The 21,649-nt window shown below is 71.6% G+C and carries 19 protein-coding genes; 7 read left to right on the forward strand and 12 right to left on the reverse strand.

Going from position 1 to position 21,649, the window contains the following annotated elements; genetic code table 11:
- Positions 1 to 49: 49 nt before the first annotated feature.
- The gene (locus tag ACZ573_RS06800; RefSeq protein ID WP_471300001.1) at positions 50 to 2,716 is read right to left on the reverse strand and encodes a SpoIIE family protein phosphatase; all 2,667 of its coding nucleotides are present in this window, start codon (positions 2,714 to 2,716) and stop codon (positions 50 to 52) included.
- Between the two features lie 368 nt (positions 2,717 to 3,084).
- Between ACZ573_RS06800 and ACZ573_RS06805 the strand changes: the two genes are divergently transcribed.
- On the forward strand, positions 3,085 to 4,650 hold the full coding sequence (locus ACZ573_RS06805) for an alpha/beta fold hydrolase (RefSeq protein ID WP_471300004.1): 1,566 nt from the start codon (positions 3,085 to 3,087) through the stop codon (positions 4,648 to 4,650).
- A 543-nt stretch (positions 4,651 to 5,193) separates the two neighbouring features.
- On the opposite strand, the gene ACZ573_RS06810 is transcribed toward ACZ573_RS06805, so the two are convergent.
- From ACZ573_RS06810 to ACZ573_RS06825, 4 genes are all read right to left on the reverse strand, one after another.
- Positions 5,194 to 5,805, reverse strand: a complete 612-nt coding sequence (locus ACZ573_RS06810) for an endonuclease (protein WP_471300007.1) — start codon at positions 5,803 to 5,805, stop codon at positions 5,194 to 5,196.
- 32 nt (positions 5,806 to 5,837) lie between these two features.
- Complete coding sequence (gene ligD, locus ACZ573_RS06815; protein WP_471300010.1) at positions 5,838 to 6,782, reverse strand: non-homologous end-joining DNA ligase; 945 nt, start codon at positions 6,780 to 6,782, stop codon at positions 5,838 to 5,840.
- Positions 6,779 to 7,714 carry a non-homologous end-joining DNA ligase gene (gene ligD, locus ACZ573_RS06820; RefSeq protein ID WP_471300013.1) on the reverse strand — a complete coding sequence of 312 codons (936 nt, stop codon included), beginning with the start codon at positions 7,712 to 7,714 and terminating at the stop codon, positions 6,779 to 6,781. Before ligD (ACZ573_RS06820) ends, ligD (ACZ573_RS06815) begins: the two co-directional genes overlap by 4 nt.
- 74 nt (positions 7,715 to 7,788) lie before the next feature.
- Positions 7,789 to 8,418 (reverse strand): DNA polymerase ligase N-terminal domain-containing protein, encoded by a 630-nt coding sequence (locus tag ACZ573_RS06825; protein ID WP_471300016.1) that lies wholly within the window; start codon positions 8,416 to 8,418, stop codon positions 7,789 to 7,791.
- A 290-nt stretch (positions 8,419 to 8,708) separates the two neighbouring features.
- Here ACZ573_RS06825 and ACZ573_RS06830 point away from each other — a divergent pair, with 290 nt between their 5' ends.
- Together ACZ573_RS06830 and ACZ573_RS06835 are read left to right on the forward strand one after the other, a co-directional pair.
- Entirely contained in the window at positions 8,709 to 9,122 is a 414-nt protein-coding gene (locus ACZ573_RS06830) for a CBS domain-containing protein (protein ID WP_365957164.1), read from the forward strand.
- Between the two features lie 249 nt (positions 9,123 to 9,371).
- On the forward strand, positions 9,372 to 10,556 hold the full coding sequence (locus ACZ573_RS06835) for a zinc-dependent alcohol dehydrogenase (RefSeq protein ID WP_471300642.1): 1,185 nt from the start codon (positions 9,372 to 9,374) through the stop codon (positions 10,554 to 10,556).
- A 340-nt stretch (positions 10,557 to 10,896) separates the two neighbouring features.
- On the opposite strand, the gene ACZ573_RS06840 is transcribed toward ACZ573_RS06835, so the two are convergent.
- The 5 genes from ACZ573_RS06840 to ACZ573_RS06860 form a co-directional block, all read right to left on the reverse strand.
- Entirely contained in the window at positions 10,897 to 11,697 is an 801-nt protein-coding gene (locus tag ACZ573_RS06840) for a hypothetical protein (protein ID WP_471300019.1), read from the reverse strand.
- A 189-nt stretch (positions 11,698 to 11,886) separates the two neighbouring features.
- A complete protein-coding gene (locus ACZ573_RS06845; RefSeq protein ID WP_471300022.1) occupies positions 11,887 to 12,447 on the reverse strand; it encodes a hemerythrin domain-containing protein in 561 nt (186 codons plus the stop codon).
- 91 nt (positions 12,448 to 12,538) lie between these two features.
- On the reverse strand, positions 12,539 to 13,582 hold the full coding sequence (locus ACZ573_RS06850; RefSeq protein ID WP_471300025.1) for a PHP domain-containing protein: 1,044 nt from the start codon (positions 13,580 to 13,582) through the stop codon (positions 12,539 to 12,541).
- Entirely contained in the window at positions 13,579 to 14,472 is an 894-nt protein-coding gene (locus ACZ573_RS06855) for an SDR family oxidoreductase (RefSeq protein ID WP_471300028.1), read from the reverse strand. Before ACZ573_RS06855 ends, ACZ573_RS06850 begins: the two co-directional genes overlap by 4 nt.
- Positions 14,473 to 14,506: 34 nt before the next feature.
- Complete coding sequence (locus tag ACZ573_RS06860; protein WP_471300031.1) at positions 14,507 to 15,136, reverse strand: flavodoxin family protein; 630 nt, start codon at positions 15,134 to 15,136, stop codon at positions 14,507 to 14,509.
- A gap of 625 nt (positions 15,137 to 15,761) precedes the next feature.
- Between ACZ573_RS06860 and ACZ573_RS06865 the strand changes: the two genes are divergently transcribed.
- Positions 15,762 to 16,331, forward strand: coding sequence for a cysteine hydrolase family protein (locus ACZ573_RS06865; RefSeq protein ID WP_471300034.1), 570 nt, complete (start codon positions 15,762 to 15,764; stop codon positions 16,329 to 16,331).
- On the opposite strand, the gene ACZ573_RS06870 is transcribed toward ACZ573_RS06865, so the two are convergent.
- Positions 16,323 to 18,710, reverse strand: a complete 2,388-nt coding sequence (locus tag ACZ573_RS06870) for a molybdopterin oxidoreductase family protein (RefSeq protein ID WP_471300644.1) — start codon at positions 18,708 to 18,710, stop codon at positions 16,323 to 16,325. The two genes, ACZ573_RS06865 and ACZ573_RS06870, sit on opposite strands and share 9 nt — an antisense overlap.
- A 207-nt stretch (positions 18,711 to 18,917) precedes the next feature.
- Between ACZ573_RS06870 and ACZ573_RS06875 the strand changes: the two genes are divergently transcribed.
- Complete coding sequence (locus tag ACZ573_RS06875) at positions 18,918 to 19,568, forward strand: acetate uptake transporter family protein (protein WP_471300037.1); 651 nt, start codon at positions 18,918 to 18,920, stop codon at positions 19,566 to 19,568.
- A gap of 676 nt (positions 19,569 to 20,244) precedes the next feature.
- The gene (locus ACZ573_RS06880) at positions 20,245 to 20,571 is read left to right on the forward strand and encodes a plasmid stabilization protein (protein WP_471300040.1); all 327 of its coding nucleotides are present in this window, start codon (positions 20,245 to 20,247) and stop codon (positions 20,569 to 20,571) included.
- 127 nt (positions 20,572 to 20,698) lie between these two features.
- Here ACZ573_RS06880 and ACZ573_RS06885 read toward each other — a convergent pair whose 3' ends face one another.
- Positions 20,699 to 21,103 carry a cofilin family protein gene (locus ACZ573_RS06885; protein ID WP_471300043.1) on the reverse strand — a complete coding sequence of 135 codons (405 nt, stop codon included), beginning with the start codon at positions 21,101 to 21,103 and terminating at the stop codon, positions 20,699 to 20,701.
- A 270-nt stretch (positions 21,104 to 21,373) separates the two neighbouring features.
- Between ACZ573_RS06885 and ACZ573_RS06890 the strand changes: the two genes are divergently transcribed.
- The gene (locus ACZ573_RS06890; protein ID WP_471300046.1) at positions 21,374 to 21,649 is read left to right on the forward strand and encodes an isoamylase early set domain-containing protein; all 276 of its coding nucleotides are present in this window, start codon (positions 21,374 to 21,376) and stop codon (positions 21,647 to 21,649) included.

The raw sequence follows: 21,649 nt of genomic DNA on the forward strand, positions 1-21,649 counted from the left end.
GGGCCGTGGTGTCCGCCGTCTTCCCTGCGGCTGTCGTAGCGGCGCGTTCTCAGAACCCCTCGTCGTCCCACGCGGCCAGGAGCGCCTCCCCGAGGTCCAGCGAGGCCGGTGCGTCCCCCTCGTGGAGCGCCTGCTCGCTCCAGATGATCTTGCCGCGATCGGTGTAGCGGGTGCCCCAGCGCTCGGCGAACTGCGCGACGAGGAACAGGCCGCGGCCACCCTCGTCGGTGTCCGCGGCCCGGCGCAGGTGCGGGGAGGTGCTCGACCCGTCGGAGACCTCGCAGACCAGGAAGCGGTCGTACAGCAGCCTCACCCGGATGGGCTGGGTGCCGTAGCGGACGGCGTTGGTCAGCAGCTCGCTGAGGATGAGTTCCGTGGTGAACGAGATGTCCTCCAGGCCCCACTCCGCCAGTCGGCGGGCACAGGCGTTGCGCACCGGGGACACGGCCGCGGGGTCGGGGGCCACGTCCCATTCGGCGATCCGCGCCGGATCCAGCAGGCGGGTGCGGGCCACCAGCAGCGCGACGTCGTCGCTGGGCCTGGAGGGCAGCATCGCGTCGATCACCGCGGTGCAGGTCTCGTCCGGGGTGCGGGCGGGCCCGGACAGAGCGGCGCGCAGCGCGGCCAGGCCGGCGTCCGGATCATGGTCGCGGCTCTCGATCAGCCCGTCGGTGAAGAGCGCCAGCCGGGAGCCCTCGGGCAGGGTGAGCGCCATGGTCTCCATGGGCATTCCCGCGCCCAGGCCCAGCGGCGGGGAGACCGGCACCTCGGGGAAGGACACGGTTCCGTCGGGGTCTACGAGAGCGGGCCCCGGGTGCCCGGCCGAGGCGGCGGTCACCTGCCCCGAGACGGGGTCGTAGATGGCGCACAGGCAGGTGGCTCCGGTGATCCCCTGCCACTCCTGGCCGTCGGTGTCGATGTGCGCGACCAGCTCGTCCAGGTGGCTCAGGAGCTCGTCCGGGGGCAGGTCGAGGGTGGAGAAGTTGTACACCGCGGTGCGCAGGCGGCCCATGGTGGCGGCGGCGTGGAGACCGTGGCCGACGACGTCGCCGACCACCAGGGCCACCCGGGTGCCCGGCAGCGGGATGACGTCGAACCAGTCACCGCCCACCCCGGCCTGGGCGGCCAGATACCGGTGCGCGACCTCGACGGCGGACTGCTCCGGCACGCCCCGGGGCAGCAGGCTGCGCTGCAGGGTCACGGCCATGTCGTGCTCGCGGGTGTAGCGGCGGGCGTTGTCGACGGACAGTGCCGCCCGGGCGGTCAGCTCTTCGACGAAGGACACGTCCTCCCCGTCGAACGGCGGGGAGTCCTGCCCCCGCCAGTAGCCGACCATGCCCAGCACCACGCCCCGGGCCCGCAGGGGCACGACGATCAGGGAGTGGATGCCGCGGTCCAGGATCTGCAGGGCGTTGGCCTGGTGCTGGGCCCGCCAGCGGTGGCTGGCGCGCAGGTCCGCCTCCAGGACCGCACGGCCTTCGGCCAGCCCGGCGGCCATGGGTCCGGTGGGCCCGAACCGGATCAGCTCGCCGACGGGTGAGAGCGGGTGGTCGCCCCCCAGACCGACGACGGCGGTGCGGCGCATCTCGGTGATCACTTCGGGCGGCTCCTCGCCGCGCAGCACCGGGTCCAGCAGGTCGACCGTGACCACGTCGGCGAACCGCGGGACCGCCACCTCCGCCAGTTCCTCCGCGGTGCGCTCCACGTTCAGCGTCGTTCCGACCTGCACCCCCGCGTCGTACAGCAGCTTCAGACGCTCGCGAGCCACCTCGGCCCGGCCGGCGAGTGCCCGCAGCTCGGTGGTGTCGCGCAGCGTGACGACGGTCCCGGCCTTCCCGTAGGGGGCGGTGGGCCGGATGTTCACCGCCAGCAGCCGGTCGGCCGCCATGTGCAGCTCGTCGGTCGCGGAACGGCCCGACGCGATCCGACCGGCGATCTCCTCCTCCAGACCCAGGTCCGTGACGGGCAGCCCCTCCGCGTCCGCCGGCAGATCCAGCAGCCGCCGTGCCTCGTCATTGGCCAGCAGCAGCCGTCCCCCGCCGCCGATGATCAGTACGCCCTCGCGCACCGCGTGCAGCACCGCGTCGTGGTGCTCGTACATGCTGGTCATCTCGGCCGGTCCCAGGCCGTGCGTCCGGCGCAGCAGCCGGCGGCTCACCAGAGCCGTCCCGCCGGCCGACAGGGCGAGCACGCCCGCCGCGGTGCCGAGGACGACCGGCAGCTGCCCGTTGACCATGCTCTGGACGTTCTGGACCGTGACCGGGGAGGAGACGATGGCGACGACCTTCCCGTCGGCGTCCTTGACGGGGACCACCGAGACCACGGACTTCCCCAGGGACCCGGTGAACGTCTCGGTGAAGGACTTGCCGGCCGCCGCTTGGGCGAAGGGGCCGACGACGCGCTTGCCGATCTGCCGCGGGTCACTGTGGGCGAGGGTGAGCCCGTCGAGTGTGTACACGTTGATCCCGTCGACCCCGGCGATCTCCGCGGCCGCCTGGGCGCTCGGCTGAAGCGCCGCGCTGGGGTGGGGGCTGTGCACGGCGGCGACGATCCCCGGAGACTCCGCGAACGTTCCGGCCGCGGCGAGCGTACGGTGCCGGGCGTCCAGCATGGCGGAGCTCTGGGCCTGCACGACGAGCGCCACGACCGCGGCGGCGACGAGCAGGATCACGACGGTCAGCTGCAGGAGGAACACCTCGCCGGCCACGCTGCGCACGCTCAGGAGGGAGGAAAGACGCTGTGGCCGCCGCGCCCTTCCCTCGGGGGGTGGGGCGTGATCCTGGCGGTCTTGGCGGCGCTCTGAACGAGGAGGCCGAGCGCGAGCGGAGGAGCTCATGGCCGAACCGAGCAGCCGGCGCGGGAGTGCTCCCGGATTTTGCTCATACTCCATCCTCCAACCTCTGCGGGCCGTCGGCAGCGGGGCGGCCCGCACGTGACGTCGCAGGGGGCGTCGCGGGGGCGGGTCTGCGGCCGTCCGTGTGCACGTCTGCGGACCGGCCGGTAACGTCGATTACGTGCGTTCCGCCCATACCGCCGCTGCGTCGCCCGGTGGCCGGCCGTCGATCGGCAGAGGAACGGGATCACATGGCAGAGCACAGCTACCGCGACGGGATGGCAGTCGCCGGCGCGGGCCTCGCCCTCCTGGCGGCACTCGGCCCGACATCGGCGGGCGCCGCCCCACGGAACGCCGATGCCGGCATCGTCACCGGCCCCGCCAGGGCCGTAGCGTCACGCTTCGTGCCGGGTCCCTGCCCCACGACGCCTGAGCCGATCGAGGCGCTGGCCACCGCCCGGTGCGGATTCCTGGAGGTCCCCGAGAACCGTGCCCGGCCCGGCGGCCGGACCATCCGGCTGGCCGTCGCGGTCATCCCGGCCGCCTCGGCGAAGCCCGCCCAGGACCCCGTGGTGTTCATGTCGGGCGGTCCCGGTGGCGAGACCTTCGACGACATCCCGTTCCTCGTCTCCTCCGGCCTGAACCGGGACCGCGAACTGATCGTCATGGCCCAGCGCGGCAATCTCTACGACGAGCCCAACCTCGCCTGCCCGGAGCTGGACCGCTTCTACGCCACGTCCGTCGGCCTCCCCTCCTACGCACCGCGGACGGAAAAGCTGATGCTCGACGCGGTGAAGCAGTGCCGCGCCCGCCTGACGGCCGACGGAACCGACCTCAGCGCCTACAACAGCACCGAGAACGCCGCCGACTTCGCCGACCTGCGCACCGCGCTCGGCATCAAGCAGTGGAACGTCTACGGCCACTCCTACGGCAGCAACCTGGCCCTGACCTACCTGCGCCTGCACCCGCAGGGGATCCGCGCGGTGGCGTTCGACTCGATCGCCCCTCCGCAGGACGTCTCCCTGCCCTTCGCCTGGGCCGGCGCCCGGGAGGGCCTCGAAAACCTCTACAAGGCCTGCGCGGCGGAACCGGCGTGCAAGAGCCGCTACCCGGACCTCGAGGGCACCCTGAACGAGCAGGTGCGCACACTGGAAGCCCATCCGCTGACGCTGAACGTCGAGCCGCCGCAGGGCGGAGACCCGGTGAAGGTCGTCCTCGACGGCGGCGCGATCGTCAACCTGCTGGTGGCCAAGGCGATCCCGTTCGCCGAGGTCCCGGCGGCGATCGACGAACTCGCCCGCGGACGTCCGGAGCGCTTCGCCCGGGCCCGCGCCGCCGGCTCGGTCCCGGTCGTCGGCCAGAGCGCCCACGGTCTGACGAATTCGGTGGTGTGCAGCGAGTGGGTGCCGGACCACTCGGCGACCGACGTGCTGAAGGCGGGCCGCCGGGCCTTCCCCGGCTGGCCGGACCCGGTCCTGGCCCAGGCACCTCAACTGGCCTTCCAGGACCAGGTGTGCCGTGTCTGGAACGTCCCGGACCGCACCGCCACGGTGCGGGTGGCGCCCGTCAGCTCGGTGCCGACGCTCTTCATCAACGGGACGGGCGACATGAAGACCGGGGCGAGCTGGGCGCAGAAGACCGCCCGTGCGCTGCCCGGTTCGACCACCGTGCAGGTCCCCGGCATCGGCCACTGGGTGGTCCCGCAGTCGCCCTGCGCCCAGAAGGTGCTGGCGTCCTTCCTCACCCGTCCGACCGCGCCCGACACCGGATGCGTGGCGGGCCTCGGGTGGAAACCGTTCACGATCACCCCGAAGTGAGCGGGCAAGGACGCCGAGCCCCCGGAGTTCGAGAGCGCACCGTGAGGCGACCAGGCTTACGGATCCCGAGGAAGCAGGTGGTGTCCGTGAAGCGGACGGTGTCCTTGTGCACCGCCGGGGGCGCCGTGATCGTCGTGGTGGTGCTGTCCGGTGCCGCGCACCCGCAGACATACGTGATGGACATATGGACCAAATCGGGGGCGGATCGCCCGTCGACCGGAGAAGCGAACCGTTGTAGGGGCACTGCCCTTGACCTGCGTAAAGCAGGCAGGGAGCCGACAATCCGGGAGTTTCTCCATGCTTCGTACCATGTTCAAGTCCAACACCTGACATCTGGGCATTCCCGCAGGTCAGCGTCCTGCTGTCAGGGTCCAGGTCAGCAGGTGGTCAGCATCGGCCCCGATCACGTTCCGCCGTTGCTGACCTCGGTGACGGCCGTAGGCGAATGTCGGTGGCCTCCCACCCTGCACCGGAGGCTTGGCCGGCCCCGGGCCGCTATCACCTGATCCTGCCCTGGCCGACTGCGCATGTGCGGCGTGCGGCTCAGCCCGTTCTGAGGAGGTCATCGGCGGCGTTCTTGGACAGTTGGACCCTCACCAGGGCGGCTGCCAACCGCGGCAAGGTTTCGGTGTCCACCAGGCGGGCGAGGCGGTCGGGCGAGGTCGGGAGGCCGAGCTCGGCGGCGGCCTCGCGGGCGCGGTCGTCGAACGACGGGCGCAGCTCCGGCCATACGGTTTGGGCCTCGCGGCAGAAGATGTCCGCTCCCACCGGCCCGATCCTCGGGATCTCCCGCAGCAGTTCGCGGATTCGGTCGGGATCCCGACCGGCGGCCTCGCGGAGCCGGCGTAGGTCGCCGCGGTACCGGTCGAGGACGAGTTCCGCTCCGGTGCCCAGCGCGGTGGCCGTGCTCTCGTCGTAGCGGCGGTAGTGGGCGCGGCCGAGCGCGTCAACTCGGTCCTGCCAGGAGGCGTCCGCCATCGCCCGGGGTGTCCGCATCCCGGCTCCGAACAGCTCGCGGGCGGCGGCCACCGCGATGTCGGCTTTGATGCGTACGGAGAACAGCACGCAGAGGGTGAGCAGTTGGTAGAGGGGCGAGGGTGTGTTCCGCAGCTTGATGCCGGCTTCCTCGGCGTGTGTCCGCCCGTACGCGTCCATCAGGCGTCTTACGGTCGTGTGTGGTCGCTGTGTCATGGCGTCGGGTTCGTTTCGTCTCGGGTCAGTGCGGTGAGCAGGCTGCGGGCCCTTCGCAGGGAGCGGGGCCTGGGAGGGTTCCGCCAGGGGTCTTCCTCCAGCAGATCGTCGACGGTGGGGAGTGTCCAGCGCCGGGCGGTGAGGCCGGGGTCGTCGAGGTCGCTCCAGGACAGTGGGGCGGCGACGGGGGCGCCGGGGCGGGCGCGGACGGCGTAGGGGGCGACGGCGGTCTGGGCGTAGGCGTTGCGCCCGATGTCGAGGTAGAGGCGACCGTGGCGGGCCTTCTTCCTGGGCTCGGTGGTGAACCGGTCGGGTTGGCGGGCGGCCAGGACGTCGGCGACACCGCGCGCGAAGGCGCGTACGTCGTCGAAGGGCGTGCGGCGGTCGAGGGGGACCACGACGTGGAGGCCGCGGGAGCCCGTGGTCATGAGCAGGGACGGCAGTTCCAGCTCGTCCAGGAGCCGGCGGAGGCCGAGCGCTGCGTCCCGCACCGGAGTGAAGTCTTCGCCGGTCGGATCGAGGTCGAACACCAGCCGGTCCGGATGGTCGGGCCGGTCGGCCCTGGACAGGAAGCGGTGCGGGGTGGTGCACGCCTGGTCGGCGAGGTGGAGCAGGGTGGCGGTGTCGTCGCAGATCACGTAGGTGACGGTGCCGGTCTCTTTCGGTAGTTCGGCACGGTGGATCCAGTCCGGGAAGTGGTCCGGGGCGTTCTTCTGCATGAAGGCCGGGCCGTCGATCCCGTCGGGATGCCGTTCCAGCATGAGGGGCCGTCCGCGCAGGTGGGGCAGCATGCGGCGGGCGACCGCGCGGTAGTAGTCGGCGAGGTCGGCCTTGGTGATGCCATCACCGGGGAAGAGGACCTTGTCCGGGCGGCTGATCTCGACGGTGCGGCGGCTGGCCCGTACGCGCTCCGGCGGCGCGGGCTGCGTTTTCGGGGTCATCTGGCCCTCCCTGCCGGTTGCTCGCGGACCACCTCGGCCGCCGATTTGTCGTCGCGCAGCCCCAGGTAGCGGGGGTGGCGCAGCAGGCCGGCGGTGGTCCATTCGGTGAAGGCGACCTGCGCGACCAGCTCGGGGCGTACCCAGTGGACGGCCCGCTCCCGGACCTCGCCGACGGGCAGCGGCGGCTGTTCCTGTGCGAGTTCGTCGAGCCGATGGCGCAGGTTTCGGAGGGTGGCGGTGTCGTAGCCGGTGCCGACCTTGCCGGCGTAGCGCAGTCGGCCGTCCTGGTGGTAGCCGAGGAGCAGGGCTCCGAAGCCGACGCGCTGGCCGGCCGGTTCGGTGAATCCGCAGATGACGAACTCCTGGCCGGCCGAGCACTTGAGTTTGAGCCAGTCGGTGGACCGGCGGTGGGCGTACGGTGCGTCGGCGCGTTTGGCGATCAGGCCCTCCCAGCCCCGGGCGCACGCCTCGTCGAGGAGGGCGGGGTCGTACCCGTTGCGGTGTGGGGTGAAGCGCAGGGGCCGGCGGAAGTCGAAGGCGTCGCGCAGCAGTGTCTTCCGGGCGCGCAGGGGCAGCCGGGTGGTGTCGTACCCGTCCAGGAGCAGCAGGTCGAAAAGGTAGTACGTGACGCGTACGGCGGTGGCGCGTACGGCTTCGGGGGCGGTGAGGCCCATGCGCTGCTGGAGGAGGGCGAAGTCGGTACGGCCGCGCCGCAGGGCGACCAGTTCGCCGTCCACCGTGAAGTCGGCACAGTCCTGGGCCGCAAGCGCATCGACGACTTCCGGGTAGGTGGCGTTCAGAGGCCTTCCGCTACGGGAGAGCAGCCGGGGCTCTCCATGGCGGCGGGAGGCGAGCACCCGAACGCCGTCCAGTTTGCGTTCGAAGACCCAGCCTTCGTCGAAATCACGGCGTGCGCTGAGGGTGGCGAGCATGGGTTCTCCCGGCGCGGCTGGTCCCGGGCGCAACAGCCGGTGCTGCTCCTGCGGAAGCCGCTCCAGGGGCGGGGTCACGGATGTTCGCCCTGCCTGGGGCCTGCGTCGGCGGCGACCTGGTGGAGGGTCCGGCCGGTACGGACCGACCTCGCCCGCCGGGGGTCGGGTGTGCCGGTGGCGGCGGCCCGCTCGTCGGCGTGCTTGACCAGCAGCCAGGCCTCCTTGCCGCTGTCTGCGTCGTCACGGATCCGGGTGAGCGAGTAGCTGCCGTGCAGCTTGCGGCCGTCGAGCCGGAACGAGGCATGCCCCTGCTCCAGCGCGTCGGTGAGCGGGATCTCGCGGCCGTCGGGGTCGGCGGTGGCGTTGCGGTACGTCCCCTGGTCCCAGACGATCACCGTGCCGCCGCCGTACTCGCCTTCCGGAATCGTGCCCTCGAAGTCGCGGTACTCCAGCGGATGGTCTTCGGTCGGTGTGGCGAAGCGCTTGTCGTGGGGGTCGTCGGAGGGCCCCTTGGGCACGGCGAAGGATTTCAGTACGCCGTCGGCTTCCAGCCGGAAGTCGAAGTGCATGCTGCGGGCGTCGTGGATCTGCACCACGTACGAGGGCTTCTCGTCGGACGGTTCTTCGAGTCTGCCCTCGGGCTCGGCCGTCCTGGAGAAGTCACGGCGCCGGTGGTAGTGAGCCAGTGATCTCTTGGCTGTCATCGCAGCCTCCTCACACTGTCGGGTAAGGGGCCCTATCAACCGGCTACCCGGCATCGCGGCCGTCATCCGCAGCGGTCCTCCGTCGTACACACGCAGGGCGACGAGTAAGCCATTGCGCCAGGAGACCGCGGGGACGACGGTGTCGACGAGGCGTTTCTTCCCCACCTGCGCACCGTGCCGTGGCGAATCGCCGGGTGTGGGCTGCTTGGCGGATCCGGTAGAGGGCAGGCGCACGGATACCAGGCCACCGGACCTGCCGCGTGGCCGAATCGAGTCCCGGGAGATGCATCGTGACTACCGCACGCGAGATCATGACGCCGGACGCCACCTGCATCGGTGCCGACGACAGCATCCTGGACGCGGCGAAGAAGATGACCGACCTCGGAGTGGGTGCGCTGCCGATCTGTGGCAGTGATCAACTGCTGAAGGGCATGCTCACCGACCGCGACATCGTCGTGAAGGTCCTCGGCGCCGGGAAGGACCCCGCCACCTGCACGGCAGGTGAGCTCGCCCAGGGCGAGGCGGTCACCATCGGTGCCGACGACGACGCCGCCGAGATCCTGCGGACCATGACCGAGCACAAGGTTCGGCGCCTGCCCGTGATCGACGGCCACACGCTCGTCGGCGTCGTCGCCCAGGCCGACGTCGCCCGCTCCCTCCCAGACCCGCAGGTCGGCCAGCTCCTCGAAGCCCTCTCCAGCTGACGCTCACGCCCAGGCGGCTCGTGAAGGGCTCTGGCCGCCCGGGCGAGCGGTAGGCCGAAGCCTGCGACGGAGACGAGGGCATGCCCGGCCCCGGGCCACGAGGGGCCAGTCGACGTCCCCGCGGGATCAGAGACGCGGCCGCCGTTACCGGCGTCGCCCCCAGGTCCCTCTCCCGCGGAGGCGAAAGCGCTGATCCTGCGGCGCCGGCCGCGAGGTGCCGCACTACGCATACGTGACCCAGGAGGCATGATGAAAGCCGTGACCTGGCAGGGCCGCCGCAAGATCGAGGTGGCAACCGTTCCGGACCCGCACATCGCCGATCCCATGGACGCCGTGGTCGAAGTGACGACGACGGGCCTGTGCGGATCGGACCTGCATCTGTACGAGGTGCTCGGGCCCTTCTTGGACGCGGGGGACATCCTGGGCCACGAGCCGATGGGGGTGGTCGCCGAGGTGGGGCCCGAGGTCCGGGAACTGAAGGTCGGCGACCGGGTCGTCGTACCGTTCAACGTGTCCTGCGGGACCTGCTTCATGTGCGAGCGGGGACTGCACTCGCAGTGCGAGACGACCCAGGTCCACGAGCACGGCAGCGGCGCGAGCCTGTTCGGATACACCAAGCTCTACGGGCAGGTGCCCGGCGGGCAGGCCGAGTACCTGCGCGTCCCCTTCGCCGACAGGCTCCCGATCCGTGTTCCCGAAGGGCCACCGGACGAACGGTTCGTCTACCTGTCGGACGTCCTGCCGACCGCCTGGCAGGCCGTCGTCTACGCCGACGTCCCGCCCGGCGGCAGCGTCGCCGTCCTGGGCCTCGGGCCCATCGGCGACATGTGCACCCGCATCGCCGCCCATCGCGGGGCCGGCAAGGTGATCGGCATCGACCTGGTCCCCGAACGGCTCGCCCGCGCCGCGGGCCACGGCGTCCAGGTCTACGACCTGTCCCGCTACGGAGACCAGCTCGTCGACGCGGTCCGCAGTGCTACCGGCGGCCGGGGCCCGGACGCCGTGATCGACGCCGTTGGCATGGAGGCCCACGGCAGTGTCGCAGCCACGGCCGTACAGACCGCGACCGGCCTGCTCCCGGACGCCATGGCTGCCGCCCTGATGAAGAAGGACGGGGTCGACCGCCTGGGCGCCCTGAAGCTGGCCATAGAGCTCGTACGCCGCGGCGGCACGATCTCCCTGTCCGGCGTCTACGGCGGAGCCGCCGACCCGCTCCCGCTGCTCACGATGTTCGACAAGCAGATCCAGCTGCGCATGGGACAGGCCAACGTCCGCCGGTGGGTCGACGACCTGATGCCCTTGGTGACCGACGGCGATCCTCTCGGCGTCGAAGACTTCGCCACCCACCACCTGTCCCTGGACGAGGCCCCGCGGGCGTACGCGGACTTCCAGGCGAAGCGGGACGGCATGGTGAAGGTCCTCTTCCATCCCTGACGGCTGAGAGGGTCAGCGCGCCTCAGCTCTCCTTGCCCCATCGCACCGACTGGAGGTGATGCGGAGGACGCACACATCGTCCCGGCGATCGCCCGGGGCGGTGAGGGCGGTCACCAAACCGCTGAGGCTGGGCTCGGGCGGCGGTGTCGCGGTGACCGCGTGGACGAGGCGGATGAGGCTGGCGCCAAGATCCTCCCCAGGCCTTTCGATCAGCCCGTCCGTGTAGAGCCCGTCCGTGTAGAGGAAGACCAAATGACGACCACACCGCCGGCATTCTGCTCACGCCCGGCATCCCTGCCGCACTGCCCGCCGGCGAACGCCTGAACGCAGACGTCCTGCGCTACCTCCGCACCGGAGTCGAGGCCGGCATGGTGGTCCCCGATGCCGTCGACACCGATGCGACCGGTGTCAGGATGCTGCGTGAAGAGGGCTGAACAGGCCAGCCCGGAGGCGGCAGGCGGGGCCGTACGCACTCGGAAGCGGAAGGAGGCGGCCATGTTGATGGCCGTACCCGGCGGCTGGGAGCGGCTGTTCCCGGACAGCGGGACCGTGGGCGCCGTCTGGTCACCGGCCGACGGCGCCGGTCAGCTGCGTCCGGCCAGCGGGGAGCCCTGCTGGGGCATAGCTGCCCTACCGCGTAGCGGGCCGTCTCGTCGTCCAGCAGGTCCAGCAGCAGCGCCCGGTGGAGGGCGGCGACCGGTTCGGGCAGGTCGGGATGGCGCAGCAGGGGCGCGGCGTCGTGTTCGTGGTCGCCGGGGCGGGTGAGCCGGGCAACGTCACCGGCACCGGCCTGGTCGCGGTCGACGAGGTGGTGGGCGTCGACGGCCAGGGTGGGGGCGGCGAGGAGGCAGGCGGCCCAGCTGACGCCGGTTTCGTCCACCCATGTCCGCCAGTCGGCGTCGGCGTCGTCGCCGTGATCGGCGCCGGTCAGCCGGTCCAGCCGGGCGCTTCCGCCCGGGCCGAGGAGATGCAGAAGCTGGGCGTCGAGCGCGGTCGGGTAGCGCAGGGCCGCGGCGAGGGTGACGGCCTGGCGGGCCTGGGCCTCGGCCAGGGCCTGGCTGAACGCGCCCGGGGAGGGCGGGAAGGCGGTGAGCAGCCAGCGGGTGCCGGCGGCTATGACGGGCGTGAGATCGGCAGACACGGCGGCTTCCTCGGGGGCATGCTCGCCTGGGCCCGGCCGGGGCCGCGAGCTGCGGCGCGCAGCTGCGCCGCTCCGCTCGTGGCTGACCAGCGTAGCCGCAAGCGACGGGCGTGCGGCATGACGCACGTCACGCTCCGTCCGGGGGGCGGGCCGGACGTGTACCCGCGGCCCGCCGTTCCGGAGCGGAGGTCAGGACTTGCCGCGGCCGGTCACGAAGTCGCGTGCCCGGTCCACCAGGCCGGCGCCCGGTGCGAGGAGTTTGCTGGCCGTGGGGCTGCTCGGTGCGGCGGGGTGCGGGCGGGTGGGTGCCATGGCCTTGGCGCGACGGATCTTGTCACCGAGATCGTCCAGCTGCTGCGGGGTGCAGGCCCTCTCCAGCATCGGGAAGAGGTTGCTCTCCTCGTCCTGGACGTGGGCGGCGACCTCGTCCATGAGCTGCTGCAGGAGCGGGCTCATCTGTGCGTCGTCGGTCTTCATCTTCTCCAGCCGCTTGAGCATCTTCTCGACGCGGCCGTGGTCCTCGATCTCCTTGTCCGCCATCGGTCCGCCGCCCTCGACGTGCTCGCGTACGGCCGGGTAGAGGTACTGCTCCTCGGCGACCGAGTGGCGCACCAGTTCGATGGTGATCTCGTCGATGAGATCGCGGAGCTCCTGCCCGGTGCCGGTCATGGCCTGGATCCGGGCGAACATCCCCTCCACCTCGCGGTGGTCGGCCATCAGCTCGTCGATCACATTTCCGCCGTGTCCCATGTCGCCTCCATGTGTGTTCGGGTCGGGCCTGCCCGGCCCGATCCGATCGGTTCCCCGCAGGACGCGCGGGTGTCCGGCCGCAGGGGATGTCTCACCCGCTCGGCGGAGGCAGCACTCGCGGGAGGCGGCTGGTGCACCGCGCGCCGCTTCTGCTGGTCAGCAGCCGACCGAGCGGCCACGTCGTGATCAGCCGATCCGCGCCCAGGCCGATCCGGGCGGCACGTGCGTAACCGGTGCTCTGCCAATGCAGCTGTTCGGGAGCGTGGGCGTCGGTGTCCACGGCGAAGCGGCAGCCCGCGGCGGCGGCCTGCGCGAGCAGGTCGTCCGGCGGGTCGCGCCGTTCGGGCCGGCAGTTGATCTCCACCGCTGTGCCGGCCTCCGCGCAGGCGGCGAACACGGCCTCGGCGTCGAAGCGGGACTGCGGGCGGCCCCGGCCGGTGATGATCCGCCCGGTGCAGTGCCCCAGGACGTCGACCCGCGGGTTGTGCACCGCGGCCAGCAGGCGGGCGGTCATCGGTTCAGGTTCCGAGCGGAGCTTGGAGTGCACGGAGGCCACGACGATGTCGAGCCGGCCGAGGAGATCTTCGTCCTGGTCGAGTGAGCCGTCGTCGAGGATGTCGCACTCGATGCCGGTGAGCAGCCGGAAACCGGGGCCCGTCCGGGAGTTCACGGCGGCCACGGCTTCCAGTTGGGTTTCGAGTCGCTCGGGGCTCAGTCCGTGGGCGATCGTCAGCCGCGGCGAGTGATCGGTCAGGACGGCCCACTGGTGGCCCAGGGCGCGGGCCGCGTCGGCCATGTCCTCGATCGGGCTGCCGCCGTCCGACCAGTCGGAGTGCAGGTGACAGTCCCCGGTGCTCGCAGCCGCGAGGTCCCAGCCGGCCAGGGCGGCGGGGTCGGCTTCGGCCTCCAGGCGGGCCAGGTAGCGCGGCATCGCGCCGGTCGATGCCTGGGCGATCACCTCGGCGGTGACCGGGCCCACCCCGCGCAGTCGTGCGGCCTGGGCGGCGTCCACCGGGCCCGGTGGCAGGTGGCGGACGGCGTCGGCCGCCGTGTGAAAGGCCCGCACCCGGTACGGGGACGCCCCGCGCCATTCGAGGAGGAAGGCGATCCGGCGCAGCGCTTCGTCCGGGGTCATGGCAGGGGTGTTCCACCGGTGGCGTTGACGATTTCGCCGGTGATGTAGGAGGCCCGGTCGGAGGCGAGGAAGACGTACGCGGGTGCCATCTCCGCCGGCTGTGCGGGCCGGCCCAACGGCGACTGCTCGCCGAACTTCGTCGGGTCGGGCATCGTGGCGGGGATCAGCGGGGTCCACACCGGTCCGGGAGCCACGGCGTTGGCCCGGATGCCGCGCTCGGCGAGCATTTGGGCGAGGCTGTGGGTGAAGGAGATGATCGCGGACTTGGTCATGGCGTAGTCGAGTAGGTGCGGGCTGGGCTGGTAGCCCTGTACCGATGCGGTATTGATCACGGAGGCGCCGGCCGGCATGTGGGCCAGCGCGGCCTTGGTGAGCCAGAACATCCCGTACAGGTTGGTCTTCATCACCCGGTCGAACTGCTCGGTGGTGATCGCCTCGATCCCGTCCGGCTGGGCCATCTGGTAGGCGGCGTTGTTGACGAGCAGGTCGATGCCGCCCAGTTCGCCCACTGCCTTGTCGACGAGGGCGGTGCACTCGGCTTCGTGCCGGATGTCGCAGGCGACGGCCACCGCTGTGCGGCCGGCCTGGTGGATCAGTCGGGCGGTCTCCTCCGCCTCCTCGGCTTCCTCGGGCAAGTGCGTGAAGAGGACGTCGGCGCCTTCCCGTGCGAAGGCCAGGCAGACAGCCCGGCCGATCCCGGAGTCCCCTCCCGTGACCAGCGCCTTGCGGCCGTGCAGCAGGCCGTGGCCCTGGTAGGTGTCCTCGCCGTGGTCGGGGCGGGGATCCATCGCCTCCGTCGAGCCGGGATGGCTCTGGTCCTGCTCGGGAAACGGGGGGCGGGCGTGGAGCGACACCGGATCGGTGAGGCGGGGCTGGTCGTGGCAGGGCATCGCGGTCTCCTTCCGGCATGGTCAGTGCGGGGTGTCAGGCAGAGGGCGGGTAGGGGGCGGCCTTGAGGCGGCGCGCGAGGTGCGCGGTGTTCGCGGCCAGGGTCCTGGTGGTGGCGGCGGTCTTCTCGGGCGTCTTGTCGAGGTCCTGGTAGTCGGTGCCCTGCATGGCTTCGCCGACCCAGTAGGTGACGGCGTTCGGAGCGAGGGAGAAGCCGACGTCGCCCAGGCCCTGGAAGAGTTCGGCACTGACGTGATGGGCGCCGTCCTCATTGCCGACCACACACACCGCGGCGGCCTTGCCGTAGGTGAGCATGCGGCCCTCGTCGTCGCTCTCGCCGAGTTCGGCGTCGAGCCGCTCCAGCACGCGCTGCGCGATGCTGGAGGGGTGGCCGAGCCAGATCGGCGTCGACAGGACCAGGATGTCGCAGCCCAGAATCGTGTCGCGGATCTCCGGCCAGGCGTCACCGTCCCCCATGTCGACCTCGACGCCCGGCTTGACGTCGTGATCGGCGATACGGATCACCTTTCCGGTGACCCCGTGATCGGCCAGGGCGGCCATGGTCTGTTCGGCCAGCAACTGGGAGCTGGACGGCTTGGGCGAGGGCGAGAGCGTGCAGACCAGCGCGACGGCGCGCAGCGGGGTGGTTTCGGTAGTGGTGTCCATGTGGTCCGGCTACCCGGATCGTCACCGCGTATCCCGCTCCCTGTGTGGCGAGAGCGTCGATCTAGGGCGGGGAGCGCGTTCCAGCCGCTCCTACCGCCCGGCGGCCCCGGGCGGTAGGAGCGGCCGGCGGTGCCCTTCCGCCTTGAGGGTGTCGGATAGGACCTTGTCGGCCACGCTCTGAGTCATATTCGGCGTCTACCCGTGCCGGGCAGACCACGCCAGGGCACCCCGACAGGGCCGGCTGACCGGTGGCGCCCCGCAGCGGCGGCCGTCCCACGGAGCGCAGCCGCCCTGAGCCGTACGCGGCGTGGCCTACGCGCCAGACATCGGCCGAGGCGGGAAACTGTCGGCCACCTCGTCTCTGTTCTGGATGGAGGACCCCCATGCTGCTGACCCACACCCCCGATGGAGGCGTGCTCGTCGTCCGGCTCGCCCCTGCCCTGGCCGTACGCCACCGCGGGGCCGTAACGCTGGCCGGGGAGGAACACCTGCGAGCCCATCGGCCGGACCACCCTGCGCCGGCTCAGGCATTGTGCGAGGTACGGGCCCGGCCTGCCGCGCCTCCAGGACACAGGCCGCGGCCGTGAGTGGCGGTCGCGTTCCCGGCAGCCGTCCCTTGGGCCGCGTGGCGGACGGCGCTACAGGTCGCACAGCGCTCATCGTGATCGACATGCTCAACACCTATGAGCACGAGGACGCCGAGGCGCTGGTGCGGTCCGTGCGCGAAGCCCTTCCGGGCGTCGGGGCGCTGCTCCGGCGGGCGAGGGATGCGGGGGCGCCGGTCGTGTACGTGAACGACAACTTCGGCCGCTGGCGCTCCCACCACGGCGAGATCCTCGAAGCCGCCCTGGCCGGCCGTTACTCCGACCTGGTGGAGCCGATCGCGCCGGACGAGGAGTCCCTGTTCGTCGTCAAGGCGCGGCACTCGGTCTTCTACGAGACGCCCCTGGCCTACCTGCTGGGCCAGCTCGATGTGCGGCGGGTGGTGCTGTGCGGGCAGGTGACCGAGCAGTGCGTGCTGTACTCGGCCCTGGACGCCCACATCCGGCACCTCGAGGTCGTCGTTGCCCTCGACGCGGTCGCCCGCATCGACGCCGGTCTCGCCGAAGCGGCCCTGCGCATGATGGAACGCAACATGTCGGCCGAACTCCGCCCGAGCGGCGAGATCACCTTCGAGGGCGCCCCTTCAAGCTGACGGCGGCCCGGACGATGTCGGCCGCTCGGGGCCACCGGCTCGTTCGACAAGGGTGAGGGCGGCCGCGGCGGTCTTGAACTGCGGCTGTTTGGAGACGGGATCCCAGGCGGTGGCGATCAGCTCGTTCGCGGCACGTCCCACAGCCCCCGGGGCCGGGGCGTTGCCGGCGGGGGTGTCCCAGTACCCGTAGTGGAAGGGGACGAACAGCACGCCGGGGCGGATGGAGCCGATGCGCAGGCGCCCGCGCAGCGCACCGCACCGCGTGGTGAGCTCCACGAGGTCGCCTTCCGCCAGTGCGAGGCGGGCAGCGTCGGAGGCTGCGATCTCCACCCACACGTCCGGCGCCGCGGCCGCGAGTTGGGGAACCCGACCCGTCTTGGTACGGGTGTGGAAGTGGTAGAGGGTGCGCCCGGTGGTCAGGTGGAAGGGGTGGCTCTCGTCCGGCCACTCCTTCGGCGGGACGTAGGGGGCGGCCCGGATGAGCGCCTTCCCGTCCGGGTTCATCGACCGGTACCGCTCCCCGCCCAGCGGCTCGCCGGTCACCAGGTCCTTCCCGTACGTCTCGCACAGGTCCGGGTGGGCCCAGTCCACGCCGTCGCGGTAGAGGCGGTCGGTGCCGTCGGGGGCGTGCTCGGTGCACGGCCATTGGAGGCCGCTGGGCCCGCGGAGCTTCTCGTAGCTCAGGCCGGTGTAGTCGCAGGGCCGTCCGGCACTGCACCGCTTCCACGCCTCGAAGGCCTCTTCCGGGCCGTTCCAGTGGACCAGGGGTCCGCCGTCCTTGTCCTCGAAACCCATGCGGGCCGCGTAGTCGAGGAAGATGTCCAGGTCCGGGCGGGCGTCGCCGGGCGGGTCCACGGCCTTCTCGGACAGGTGGACGGTGCGGTCGGCGTTCGTGAAGGTGCCGGTCTTCTCACCCCAGGTCGCAGCGGGCAGCACCACGTCGGCGAACTGCGCGGTCTCGGTCAGGAAGAGGTCCTGGACGACCGTGAACAGGGCTTCCTGGGCGAGGACGGAGCGGATGCGTGACAGCTCGGGCAGGGACACGGCCGGGTTGGTGGCGCTGATCCACAGCATCCGTACCGTGCCCTCCTCCGCCAGCCGGAAGATCTCCATCGCGTGGGTGGGCGGCCCGTCGTACGGGATGGCCGACGGCTCCACGTTCCACACGCGGGCGAGGTCGGCCACATGTGCCTCGTTCTGCCAGTTCCGGAAGCCGGGCAGGTCGCCGTCGGCTCCGCACTCGCGGGTGTTCTCGGCGGTGGGCTGGCCGTTCATCTGGAGCACCCCCGCCCCGGGACGGCCGAGCATGCCGCGGATCAGGTGGAGGTTGTTGACCTGGACGGCGGCCGCGGTCGCCTGGTTGGCCTGGTAGAACCCCTGCAGCACGGTCGACAGCAGCCGGTCGGCGGTGCCGAGCACCTCGGCGGCCTCCTCGATCACGGCGGCCGGCAGATCGCAGATGCCCGCGGCCCACCGCGCCGTGCACGGTTCGACCTGCCGGCGCAGAGCCTCGAACCCGACCGTATGCCGGGCGATGAAACCGGGGTCGGTCCAGCCGCGCCGGATGACCTCGTGCAGGAGCGCGTTGAGCAGCGCCACGTTCGTGCCGAGCCGGGGAGCCAGGTGTACGGTCGCCCGGCGCGCCACCGGGGTCAGCCGCGGGTCCACGCACAGCAGCTGCGGCGGGTCGGGGCCGTCCAGCCGGTCCAGGATGCGCATCCACTGGACCACTTGCGTTTCGGCGATGTTGTGCCCGAACAGGGCGATCGCATCCGCGTGGTCGATGTCCTCGTACGAGCCGGGCTGGCCGTCGCTGCCGAAGGACTCCTTCAGCGCCTCCGCCGCCGTCGCCGTGCACAGCCGGGTGTTGCCGTCCAGGTGCGGAGTGCCGATCCCGGCACGGGCCAGCACCGCGAGGGTGTAGTACTCCTCCAGGAAGAGCTGCCCGGACGTGTAGAACGCGATCGCTTCCGGCCCACGGGAACCGATGAGCTCCCGCGATCTGGCGACGATGCGGCCCATCGCCGTCGGCCAGTCGCTCTCCACGAGGCGTCCGTCCTCGCGGACCAGCGGCCGGGTCAGGCGGTCCGCGGAGCCGTTGGCCTGCCACGCGTACAGGTCCTTCGGCTCCAGCCGGCCACGGTTGACGCGGTCGCCGGCCCGGCCACGGACCCCCACGATCCGCCCGTCCCGGACGGCGATGTCCATCGCGTCACCATCGGAATGCAGGAGCGAAGCCGACCGCACCCACCCGTCGACCTCGCCCTCGGCCACGCCCGTTGCCAGGTAGGAGTCGGTACGTACGGGCCACTGCCCGCCCCGCCGGTAGGGGGTGCGGCGTCCCCACGGATCGCCGATCCGATCGCCGGACACATCCACCGGATTCCGCCTCACGACCGCTCCTCTCCACTGGGCGGCGCCTGCACCGGGGCGGCGCGCCGCCGAACCCTCGCTGAGCGGCGCCTACCCGGCGCCGCGCCGCCTCACACCGGCTCGCGCCGCAGGCGTGACACGCGCGGAGCGGGGCAGGTGCCCAAGGCGGACAGGCCTGACCGCACCAGTTGCCGGCCGGAAGGAGAACGGACCATGGCCGCGCCCACTTCGCCGCGCCACGTCACCACGACCGTCGTGCGGCCCCTCGGCACGCCCGTACCGCTGGGATTTCTGGCTCTGGCGGGAGCAGCGTTCGTCACCGCGGGCCTCCAGCTCGGATGGGCGCCGCCCCCTGAACGGCACGCCGCCGCCGTGGTCATGATCGCGTTCGCCTTCCCGCTGCAGATCCTGGCGTCCGTACTGGGCTTTCGCGCCAGGGACACCGCCTTCGGCACGGCCATGGCCGTCCTCGCCGGGAGCTGGCTCGTCCAGGGTGGCCTTCTGAGCGTCGGGCCCGTGCCCGGTGCACGGCACGTCCTCGGCATGTTCCTGCTGGTCACCGCCGCGAGCCTGCTCGTACCGATCGCCGCCGCAGGCACCGGCAAGCTTGCGGCCACGGCCGTCATCGGCTGCGCCGCGCTGCGGCTGTTCGCGGCCGGGATCCACGAGCTGACCGGGGCACCGGGATGGGAGAACACCGCCGGCGTCATCGGGCTCATCCTGACGGTAGCCGCCCTGTACGCGGCGGCGGCCTTCGCGTTGGAGGACGCCCGGCACCGGCCCGTCCTCCCCGTGGGACGCCGCGGCCCCCGCTACGACGCTGTCGGCGAAGGCATCGAGCCAGGAGAACGCCGAGAACTGTGACCGGCACCAGCCCCATCGGGCGTACCGGTACGGCGCCAACCGTTCGGCGGCGCGTGTGCGGAAGGCGACCGGTAGGCGATCGGCATGAATCCGTTCGCCGACAGACCCCCCCGCCCTCCTGGCCCGCGGCTACGCCTGGGTACCCGGACTTCACCGACGTCATGGCGATGGCCACGCCGTCCCGACCCGGCTGATGGTCTGGCCAGCCGTGCTGCTGCACGGCCCGGACGCCGTGGACTCCTTCTACGACGAACGCGACGTTCTACGTCACGGCGCCCTGCCCGGTCCTGTTCCGGGCACCCTCTTCGGCAGGGGACCCCTTCGAGTCCGGTGTATGGCGGGCTCGCCTGGCGTGGTGATCGCCGCAGGGGAGTGGCGCCAGCCTTCTGAAGGTGCTGGTGCCTTCGGCGCGCTGCACGTCCATTTCACCAGGCACGTGCACGACGATCGGCGCTTGCGCGGCACTGCCGTCGCTCGAGGACCGGACCGACCTCCCCGCGTCGGCGCCGGAACTGGACGCATGGCTTCTCCCCGGGCAGCTACGGGCCAGCCCGGGAGTTGCCACCGCCGTCCCGACGTCAGGCGGCCGTCGTCCGCGGGGACCAGCGGGAGATGCGGGAACGTTCCGGGTGCGCACACGATGGCCTAGTACGCACCGTCTATGAAGGGATTCGTCGTGCCCAGAGGATCCAGCTCCAAGCGCGAGCGCCAGTACGAGCACATCAAGGAATCCGGCGAGAAGCGCGGTATGTCCGAGTCCCGTGCCGAGGAAATGGCCTCCCGCACCGTGAACAAGGAACGCGCGCGATCCGGGGAAAGCAAGACCTCGAGCCGCAGCTCGACCCAGGGCAAGTCTGCCTCCCAGCGGGGCGGCCAGAAGTCCAGTGGCGGCGGCCCGTCCGAGCGGACCAAGGACGACCTCTACCAGGAGGCGAAGAAGCGCGGCATCGAGGGCCGCTCGACCATGACCAAGCAACAACTGAAGAACGCCCTAGGCCACTGACTCCGGCCGCCGCGCACTCCCACCAGGCCAGCGGAGCGCCCAGCGTCCGGGCCGGGCTCGCTCCGCTCAGTGGCCGGCACGCAGCCGCGTCCCGGGTGGCGCTGTTCTGCGCCGCCGTCGTGCAGCCTCAGCCGACCAGGGCGACGAGCTTCCGGTACTCCAGCTGGTCCGTTCGTTCAGCGGTCAGGTGGACGCGGGCATCTGCAAGGCAGTCCTTGAGGGACGCGAAGGCCGCTGCGTAGTTGTCCGTCTCACCGCCGCCGGCAGCAGTAGGCTGCCAAAGGATCAACAGCTGTTCGTGTCTGCGTGCGCCCTCCCGGGAGGCGAAGGACAGCTCGTGGGCGACCAAACGCGGCTCCCCGTCCGGCAGGGCCTGGATCAGCTCCTCGTGGGTCAAGTTGGCCTCGACCTCCACCACCAAGGCGCCCGCAGGATCCGCACGGCGCAATACCACCGTGTTGGTCTCCCGTGTCTCCTTCATGTGCCGGAGGGCCTCAATGGCCCCTGCGGAGAGGAACGCACGACTGCTCACAGGAATCTCGCCTCACTTCGTGGCCGCTACCCCGGCTTCAACGGTGCGGGCCCCGCCGGGGTTGCGGTGCGCGGGCTCGCACGACGTGTCCGACGGGGTGACGACAGACGATGCGGAAAGGCGGCCACGAGCGCCGGCCCGGCGGGCGCTTCGCCCCTGCCTCCAGGTGAGTGACCGTCTCCCTTCCGGCGGCGTGTGCGGGGTCGGGGCGAGGAGCACTGTGCGAGGGTGCTCGGGCCTCCGCCAGCACTCGCCAGTCAGGAGTCATCCATGCTCGAACGCAAGCAACTCAAGGGCCGCACGCAGGTCACCTTCGTTCTCCCCGCCGACAGCCCGGACGGTCCGGTCAGCGTGGTGGGGGATTTCAACCACTGGGACCCCGCCGCGCACCCGCTCCAGGTCCGGGGCGACGGCATGCGCGCGGCCACGGTGGTCCTGCCCACGCACAAAGGCCACTCATTCCGGTACCTGGCGGCCGGCGACTACTGGTTCGACGACGATCAGGCCGACGGCCATGACGGCACGAACAGCCGCGTCAACACCTGA

The organism is Streptomyces sp. NPDC040545, assembly GCF_055595065.1.